Annotated in this window: 7 protein-coding genes and 3 pseudogenes; 3 read left to right on the top strand and 7 right to left on the bottom strand. The window is 71.7% G+C overall.

Annotated features, from left to right (window positions below; all coding sequences use genetic code 11):
- Positions 1–268: pseudogene (locus GWK61_RS50985) on the bottom strand (hypothetical protein); the annotation flags it as partial.
- Between GWK61_RS50985 and GWK61_RS61270 the strand changes: the two are divergent.
- Positions 216–326, top strand: a pseudogene (locus GWK61_RS61270) (XRE family transcriptional regulator); the annotation flags it as partial. The pseudogenes GWK61_RS50985 and GWK61_RS61270 overlap by 53 nt on opposite strands.
- 96 nt (positions 327–422) lie before the next feature.
- Here the strand turns inward: GWK61_RS61270 and GWK61_RS50975 are convergent.
- Both GWK61_RS50975 and GWK61_RS50970 read right to left on the bottom strand, forming a co-directional pair.
- A complete protein-coding gene (locus tag GWK61_RS50975) occupies positions 423–2249 on the bottom strand; it encodes a CDGSH iron-sulfur domain-containing protein (protein WP_228564338.1) in 1827 nt (608 codons plus the stop codon).
- Positions 2249–2545 (bottom strand): annotated as a pseudogene (locus GWK61_RS50970) (putative quinol monooxygenase); the annotation flags it as partial. The gene GWK61_RS50975 and the pseudogene GWK61_RS50970, both read right to left, overlap by 1 nt.
- 82 nt (positions 2546–2627) lie before the next feature.
- Between GWK61_RS50970 and GWK61_RS50965 the strand changes: the two are divergent.
- On the top strand, positions 2628–3272 hold the full coding sequence (locus GWK61_RS50965; protein ID WP_323748149.1) for a TetR/AcrR family transcriptional regulator: 645 nt from the start codon (positions 2628–2630) through the stop codon (positions 3270–3272).
- Between the two features lie 132 nt (positions 3273–3404).
- On the opposite strand, the gene pstB is transcribed toward GWK61_RS50965, so the two are convergent.
- Both pstB and GWK61_RS50955 read right to left on the bottom strand, forming a co-directional pair.
- On the bottom strand, positions 3405–4307 hold the full coding sequence (gene pstB / locus GWK61_RS50960; RefSeq protein ID WP_228564337.1) for a phosphate ABC transporter ATP-binding protein PstB: 903 nt from the start codon (positions 4305–4307) through the stop codon (positions 3405–3407).
- A gap of 41 nt (positions 4308–4348) precedes the next feature.
- Positions 4349–5308, bottom strand: coding sequence for a sortase (locus GWK61_RS50955; RefSeq protein ID WP_194921256.1), 960 nt, complete (start codon positions 5306–5308; stop codon positions 4349–4351).
- A 15-nt stretch (positions 5309–5323) separates the two neighbouring features.
- Between GWK61_RS50955 and GWK61_RS50950 the strand changes: the two genes are divergently transcribed.
- Positions 5324–5698, top strand: a complete 375-nt coding sequence (locus GWK61_RS50950; RefSeq protein ID WP_194921254.1) for a hypothetical protein — start codon at positions 5324–5326, stop codon at positions 5696–5698.
- On the opposite strand, the gene GWK61_RS50945 is transcribed toward GWK61_RS50950, so the two are convergent.
- Both GWK61_RS50945 and GWK61_RS50940 read right to left on the bottom strand, forming a co-directional pair.
- The gene (locus GWK61_RS50945) at positions 5685–6242 is read right to left on the bottom strand and encodes a hypothetical protein (protein ID WP_194921252.1); all 558 of its coding nucleotides are present in this window, start codon (positions 6240–6242) and stop codon (positions 5685–5687) included. The two genes, GWK61_RS50950 and GWK61_RS50945, sit on opposite strands and share 14 nt — an antisense overlap.
- Positions 6239–7513, bottom strand: a complete 1275-nt coding sequence (locus GWK61_RS50940) for a WxL protein peptidoglycan domain-containing protein (RefSeq protein ID WP_194921251.1) — start codon at positions 7511–7513, stop codon at positions 6239–6241. Before GWK61_RS50940 ends, GWK61_RS50945 begins: the two co-directional genes overlap by 4 nt.
- Positions 7514–7528 lie beyond the last annotated feature (15 nt).

Genomic DNA, 7528 nt, shown 5'->3' with positions numbered 1-7528 from the left:
CCACCACCGCGATCGTGAGCGGCACCGTGGCCACCCCGCAGATCCCGAACACCAGCCCGTACTCGTTGCGCCCGGCGGCCCCGCCTCCGAGCGCCGCTCCCAGTGCGCTGCCCACGAACAACGCGGCCACGTAGAACGACACGGCCGTCCCGCGCGCCTGCGGCACCACCGACGTCACCACCGACGTCACCGCCGCCGACCCCGACTTCCCGAACCTGTGGGCGCGCCACGACATCGCCGCCTTCACCCCGGCCCTGAAGCGGTTCACGCTCCCGCAGCACGGCCCGCTCACCTTCCGCCAGACGAAGTTCGTCGCCGCCGAGAACCCCGACCTGCACCTGCTGGCGCGCCACCCGGCGGATCCGTCAACGCGGCGGGCGATGGACGCGATCGTCGGCCAGGGCTACGGTTCGGATGCCGCACTACGCAGGCTTTCCGGCCTCGATCCAGCGCGCGAAGACGTCCGTCTTCTCCGAGGGCCAGGCGCCGTCGCACGGCATCGACCCCTGTCGGAGGCGGCCGAGGATGGCGGTGGCGTGCCGGCTGACGTCTTCGTGGGACCACAGGTCGAAGACGAAGTTCATCGACTGGCGGTCCATCGGGCGGAACAGGGTCTTGATGTGCGCCTCGAAGCTGAGTGGCTCGTCGGCGGTGGGCAGCGTCATGACGGGTCCTTCGGGGTCGGTCTGGACGGCGAGGGCGGAGACTCGGGAGTCGGGGGTCGCGTTGCACACCCACCACCAGCGGGGGACGGGCATGTGCGGCGGCGGGTGCGCGCCCGGCTGGGAGTTCTCCACCGCGATGCGCGAGCCCCACTCGATGTAGGCGACGAAGGCCGCGCGGAATTCGGGGTCGCTGGGCAGGCCGGCTTCGCCGGCGGACTGGATGATGAGCTGGGCCCAGCGGGCGCGCTGCGGCTCGGTGAGTGCGCGGCCCGCGTGCTGGCCGACCATGCGGTCGTAACCGCCGTAGTTGTCGGTGTACTGCCTGGGGCCGCCGAAGGTTTCGCTGAGCCAGGCCGCGACGCGCTCGGGGTGGTCCGGGGACATTTCCGCGAAGATCGGCGCGAGCAGGGGGTCCGTGGGGACGTGCTTCTCGTAGAAGAGCCGCGTCATCCTGGTCAGCGCCGGCAGGCCGCCGGCCCACTGGAAGAGCGTCGGCTCGGCGGGCATCGGCGGGTCCTGGAAGTCCACGTACCAGTGCATGCCGCTGCAGAACGGCTTGTTCTGGGACTGACCGCAGCGGCACAGGCTGTAGTGCTCGGTCGAGGCGCCCTCGTTCCGCGGCTCCGGCTCGCCGTCGGGCCCGGTCAACGGGATCGAGCCGGTGACGCGGTAGGGGCCGTCCTTGGAGACCTCGATGGCCGGCGGCCGGTCCCGGTCGACCTGCTCCCGGGCCTCCCGGCCGTCGACCGCGAAGCTCAGGGCCCCCGACGGGCACGCGCGGACGGCCCGGACGATCTCGTCCATGCGGCCGCCGCTGGGCGCGACGAACGGCTCCTCGCCCTGGCGGAAGACCGTGGGGAGGCGGTCGGTGCACATGCCGGAGTGCGCGCAGATCCCGCGGTTGTCGAAGACGGTGACCTGCTGCCCGGGGTAGGTGTCGCGGCGGTCGGGGACGCGGGAGGGGCTTTTGGCGCCGGTGAAGCCGTTCTTCGCGTGGGTGCCGTCGCAGAAGGGTTTGGTCGCCGACGCGCCGCACCGGCACAGCGCCATCTGGGGGCGGACCGGGAGCGGTTCGCCGAGCCAGGTGGTGAGGTCGGTGGCGTTGGTGACCAGGTAGGGGCCGTCGGGCGCGGTTTGGATGCCGGTGGGGAGGTCGCTCTGGAGCTCGGTCAGCCGGACGTTTCGGGCTTCGGCGGTCTCCGGGTCCGGCGCCGACCAACAGGCCAGGTCCTGGAGCGCGGCGGTGGCTTCGACGAGGAGCGCGGGAGCGTTCGCATCGGCACCGACATCGGCACAGGCATCGGCGCCCGCACGCAGGCGGGTGGCGACCTGGGCGATTCGCCAGAGTTCGGAGTCGATCGAGGCGTCCGCGCCGAGGTGAATCCCCTCTTCCACCAGGTCGGTCCCGCCATCGGCGGCGAGCATCGTCAGTGGCCTGATGACGGAGTCGATCAGCCGGGCCGAGATGTCGCTCCCGGACTCGGCATCCGCGACGCGCCGCTCGAGCTGCCACACATCCGCCAGCAATGTGGATATCGACACCGAGCCCGCCTCGTTGTTCGTAGTCATCTTGTTCGTAGTCATCCCACCACCGCGGTGCGCTCGTAGTGCCGCATCTCCTGGATGTCGGTGAAATACGGCTTCACCTCGGCGAAGAACGCCCCGAAGTGCGGGCCGGAGCGGAAACCGACGGTGTGGTCGTCCGCGGAAGTCCAGGTGATGCGCAGGATGTACTGGTCCGGCGCCTCGACGCAGCGGGTGAGTTCGTAGTCCAGGCACTGCGGCGCCGCCGCCAGCGATCCGGCGGCCCGCGCGTACGCGGCCTCGAAGTCCGCGGCGCGGTCCTCCGCCACCTGGTAGCGGACGTATTCAACGATCATGGTGGATCCCTCAACCCTTCGTCCGGGGACACGCGACTCATCAATACGGTACAGGTGTGTATTGCATAGATACCATCCAGGTGTGCACCGGAAGACGACGCCACAGGTCGGAGCCCGATCCGCGGGCCAGGGCAGGGCGCGCGACGGCGGGATCGACACCCGGATCCTGGCCGCCGCGAAGCGTCAGCTCGCGGTCCTGGGCTATGAGGGCATGTCGATCGCCGCGGTGGCCTCCGAAGCCGGCACCACCCGCCAGGCGCTGTACCGGCGCTGGCCCACCAAGGCCGCCCTCGCCGACGCCGCCGTCGCCACCGTCGACGACACGCCCCCGACGCCCCAGCGCGGCGACTCCCCGGCCGTCGCGGACCCCCTGGCCGCCCTGATCGCCGAGCTCACCGACTTCCAGCGCAAGGTCACGCGCCCGGGCCGACTCTCCCTGGTCGGCACCATGCTCCAGGAGAGCACCGACCCCCAGGCCCGCGACCGCTACCGCAGCCAAGTGATCCACCCGCGCCGCCGCCGTATCAAGGCCATCTTCGAAGCCGCCCAGAGCCTCGACCTGATCGACCAGGACGCCGACCTCACCATCGCCGTCACCATGTGCACCGGCGCCTGGTACGGCCGCGCGCTGGCCGGCGAGCCCGTGCCGCCGGAGTGGCCTACGCGGACCGCGACGCTCGTGTGGCGCGCGCTCGGCGGTCGCGAGCCCGTCGTGGCGGGGGCCTGAGCGCACCGGATCGACAGGCGAGAGACAATGACCCGGTGGCAGCCGGACAGTATCGGTGTCCGGCTGCCGCGTCGGTGGCGTTGGAAGTGCCGGTCGCGTGCGCGGCGCCAGTTGTGGCGGCCGCGCCGATCGTCAGCCGAACCGCCCGTTGACGTAGTCCGACGTCCGCTGGTCCCGCGGCCGGGAGAACATGGCCTCCGTGGGTCCGTGCTCCACGATGCGTCCCGGCGTTCCGGCGGAGGCCAGGAAGAAGGCGCAGCGGTCGGAGACGCGGGACGCCTGCTGCATGTTGTGCGTCACGATGACGATCGTCACCTCCGACGCCAGTTCGCGGATCGTCTCCTCGATGCGGTTGGTGGAGGTCGGGTCCAGGGCCGAGCAGGGCTCGTCCATCAGCAGCACTTCCGGGCGGACCGCGAGGGAGCGGGCGATGCACAGGCGCTGCTGCTGGCCTCCGGACAGGGCGCCGCCGGGCTGCTTGAGGCGGTCCGACACCTCGTTCCACAGGCCGGCGCGGGTGAGACAGGACTCGACGATGTCGTCCTGTTCGGACCTGTTGCGGCGGGTGCCGGTGAGTTTCAGGCCGGCCGTGACGTTGTCATAGATCGACATGCCGGGGAACGGGTTCGGCTTCTGGAACACCATGCCGATGCGTGCTCTGGCCTCCGTGAGCCGGATCGCCGGGTCGTAGATGTCGCTGCCGTCCAGCAGGACCTCGCCGGCCAGGGCGGCCGACGTGACCAGCTCGTGCATGCGGTTCAGGATGCGCAGGAAGGTCGACTTGCCGCAGCCCGAGGGCCCGATCAGGGCCGTGACCCGGCCGCCGGGCATGGTCAGGGAGACCCGGTCGAGGACTTTGCGGTCGCCGAACCAGGCCGAGATCGCGCGGGCTTCGAGGGTGCCGGGGGTGCCGGGGCCGGTCGGGGCCCCCGAGGCCGCCGGGGCTTCCGGCTCGGTGCGGGCGGCGGGTCCCGGCCAGGTGCCGATCGGCCCGTCCTCGGAGGTGTCGATGGGGCTTTCAGCCATCTCGGTCATCGGGCTTGCTCCAGTAGCGCTTCGGTTGCTTCGGTGGCGGATCAGGTCAGGTTGGGCAGCAGCAGGGCGATCCGGTCCGCGAGCGTCAGGCCCACGACGAGCAGCACCGGCGCGGCGACCAGCCAGGTCTTGGCCCGGCCCCAGCGCGGCCCGGCCCAGAACGCCAGGACCGTCGCGGCCACCAGCACCGCCATCCAGGCGGCGACGTCGAGACGCGCGTACCGGTCGCGGGCCATCGGCGACTCGTCGCGGGCGTACCGCGGCGCCACGCCCAGCGGGGTCGGCTGGACCTGCGAGATCAGGTCGGCGTCGACGTAGAGCGCGTCGTCCGGGGTGTACGCGGGGCCGGTCGCGGTGATCAGGGTGAGGCGGCCCAGCTGACCGTGCAGGCGCGCGGGTTCGGGGTCGCCGCGGCGCCGGGTGTCGGAGACCCGGTACTCCGCGACGCCCTGGCCGGTCGTCACCTCGACGCGGTCGCCGGGCTGTACCTGGTCGAGATAGTGGAACGGGCCGCCGTAGCCGAAGGCGCGCGCCAGGACGAAGCTCGTCCCCACCTGGCCCGGCAGCACGCTGCCGCGCAGCAGGCCCGGCCCCGATTCCAGCACCGCCCCGGAGGTGCCCTCGGCGACGACCTCGTCGACCCCGATGCTCGGGATCGACAGCAGCGCGACCGGGGCGCCCGGGTGCAGCAGCACGCCGCGGTAGTCCCGCGCGCCGATCGGGGCGGTGCCGGCGGCCAGTTCGGCCCGGAAGGCCGCGTACTCGACCTGCTGGTCGTGCCGGTGCTCGAAGCGGCCGAACACCGCCATCTCGGCCACGAACGTGGACAGGACGACCCCGAGGGTGCAGATCGCGACGCCGGCCACCCGCAGCAGGAACGGCTTGGCCAGCCAGTCGGGGATCAGGGGGCGGATCCACCGCACCAGCCAGCCCGGGACCAGGGGACGGAGTAGCCTGACCAGCAATCTGGCCAGCAGTACGGCGATCCCGAGCGCGGGCACCAGCGCGAAGGGAAGGTGCGCCAGACGCTTCTTGAGGACGGAGCCGAGATCGGGGCCGGGTTCCTCGGCATCCGGCTCGCCTTCGTCTACGTCTTCGTCTACGTCTTCGTCTACGTCTTCGTCTTCAACGACGTCTTCATCGATGTCTTCGTCCACGGTTTCGGCATCGGTCTCGACATCGACGTCGGCATAGGTCTCGGCGTCGACATCGGTTTCGGCATCGGCGTCGACATCGGCTTCGGCGTCGGCATCGAAGTCATCCGCGTTCTGTCTGGTCACGGTCGGCCAGGCCTCTTCTTCAGTACCGGCGAAAGGGGTGGCAGCCAAGCGGTATCGACGCCCGGCTGCCACCCGGTCAGGGAGTTCGGTGCACGCATCAGATCGCGGTGAGCGTGAACGTGGCGGCGGGACCGGCGGCGCTCGGCGTGTCCAGCGACAGGGCGGCGTCCAGACGCGCCGTCCCCAGGCTCGCCCCCGGGGCGGCCGACGCCAGAATCCGCGGCTGGTCCAGGTTCAGGTCCGGCCGCACGCCGAACGCCGGGCCGAGCACGATCGACTCGCCCGGAGCCGCGCCCAGCAGGTTCGGCTTCCAGCCGAGCCGGTCGGTGGGCTGGTCGGTGAGGATCGCGGTCACCGTCCACCCCGGATCCCCGGTGCGGTTGTCCGTGACGACGATCGGCTGGAGCCAGCCCGCCAGCGGCGGATCCTTGAGCGGCACGCTGATGACGAGCGAGCCCGGCGCCATCACCGTCGACACGGTGATGTCCCCGCCGCCGAGCACTGTACCGGGGCTGGCGGGGCCGACAGGGCCGGCGGGGGTGGTTGCGGCCTCGGCCCGCGAAGCCGTGCCCAGAACGTAGGCCGTCACCGCGATCACCACGAAGACCGGGATCCGCGCCGAGGCGGGGAAGGACGAATCAGCTGTCTCCGTCACGTGTTCTCCGCCTCTCCGGACCCGGTCGAAGACCCGGCGGAGGACCCGGCGGAGGACCCGGCCGAGGACCCGGCCGAAGGCGCGGCCGCCGACACCGCGGTCTTCTTGGGCGCGGCCGTCTTGGCGGTGGCCGAGGTCTTGGCGGAAGCCGTCTTCTTGGCTGCGGTCGTCTTCGCCGCGGTCGTCTTGGCCGCTGCCGCCTTCTTCGCCGCGGGCGTCCCGGGCTTCGGCTTCGCGCCCCGACGCTTCCGCACCCGACGCCGCCACACCCACAGCCCGCCGAGCGCGCCCAGTATCAGGATGAGCAGCACCATCGGCCACGGCGGCGTGGCCACCGAGAAGCTCTCGTCCATGGCCGCCAGCGTCGGGTCGACGTCACCGGGGACCGGCGTCGGTACCAGCGAGATGTGGACGTCCGAGCTGAACGACGGCAGCACCCCCCGCACCGTCGCGGTCACCTGCTCCTGGTCGCCCGGCAGCAGTTCCTTGACGTCGGGGATCGGCAGGCTCGGCCGCGATCCGCCGATCAGGCTGCTGACGTGGATCTTCTGCGTCGCGGACAGCCGGACGTTGCCGGTGTTCCGCACGAGGTAGGTCACGGTCACGGTGCCGCCGCCGAACGGGTTCGTCGAGCCCTGGTAGACCGCCCTCACCTGGCTCACCGTCAGCTCCGGCTTCAGCGCCCCGGGGACCCGTACCTGCAACCGGGTGCCGACCCGGGACTCGACCGCGATCTGGCCGCCCTTGCCGTCGGACGCCTGGGTCGTCAGGGACAGCATGATGCCGCCGACGTGGTCGCCGGGCCGGGCGGTCGCCGGGACCTGCAGGGTGAAGGGCAGGATCTGCGAGGACTTCGCGGGCAGGGTGACGGTCGTGGTGGCGAACGACACCCACAGGCCGACGTCCCGGGCCTTGGTGTCCAGGGGCAGGACGGTGAAGCCGCCGTCCGCGGTGTTGTAGGCGTCCGTGGCGTAGATCCGCAGCTTGAGCGGGCTCGTGCTGTAGTTGGAGACCGCGACGTAGTCGGTCTTCTTCGCGCCCGGCGTCGCCTGGTAGGTGAAGGAGTCGCGGCTCTTGTCGCGCGCGGTGGAGGTGGCCGGCTGGATGCCGAACGTCGCGGCGGCGCCGGCGGTGGGGGAGGGGGAAGGTGTGGGGTCGGTCCTGGGCGCGGTCCCGGCCGACACCGGGCTCGTCAGGACCGGGCTCGTCAGAAGCGCACCGGCCACGGCCGTCGCGGCCAGGGCCTTGATCAGGGAACGGAGACGGGACATCGCCTGGTCCTACTC

It is taken from the genome of Catenulispora rubra (genome assembly GCF_015356825.1).
GTDB lineage: Bacteria > Actinomycetota > Actinomycetes > Streptomycetales > Catenulisporaceae > Catenulispora > Catenulispora rubra.
The sequence above is the reverse complement of the archived record's forward strand: the minus strand, read 5'-3'. Positions and strand labels throughout refer to the sequence as shown.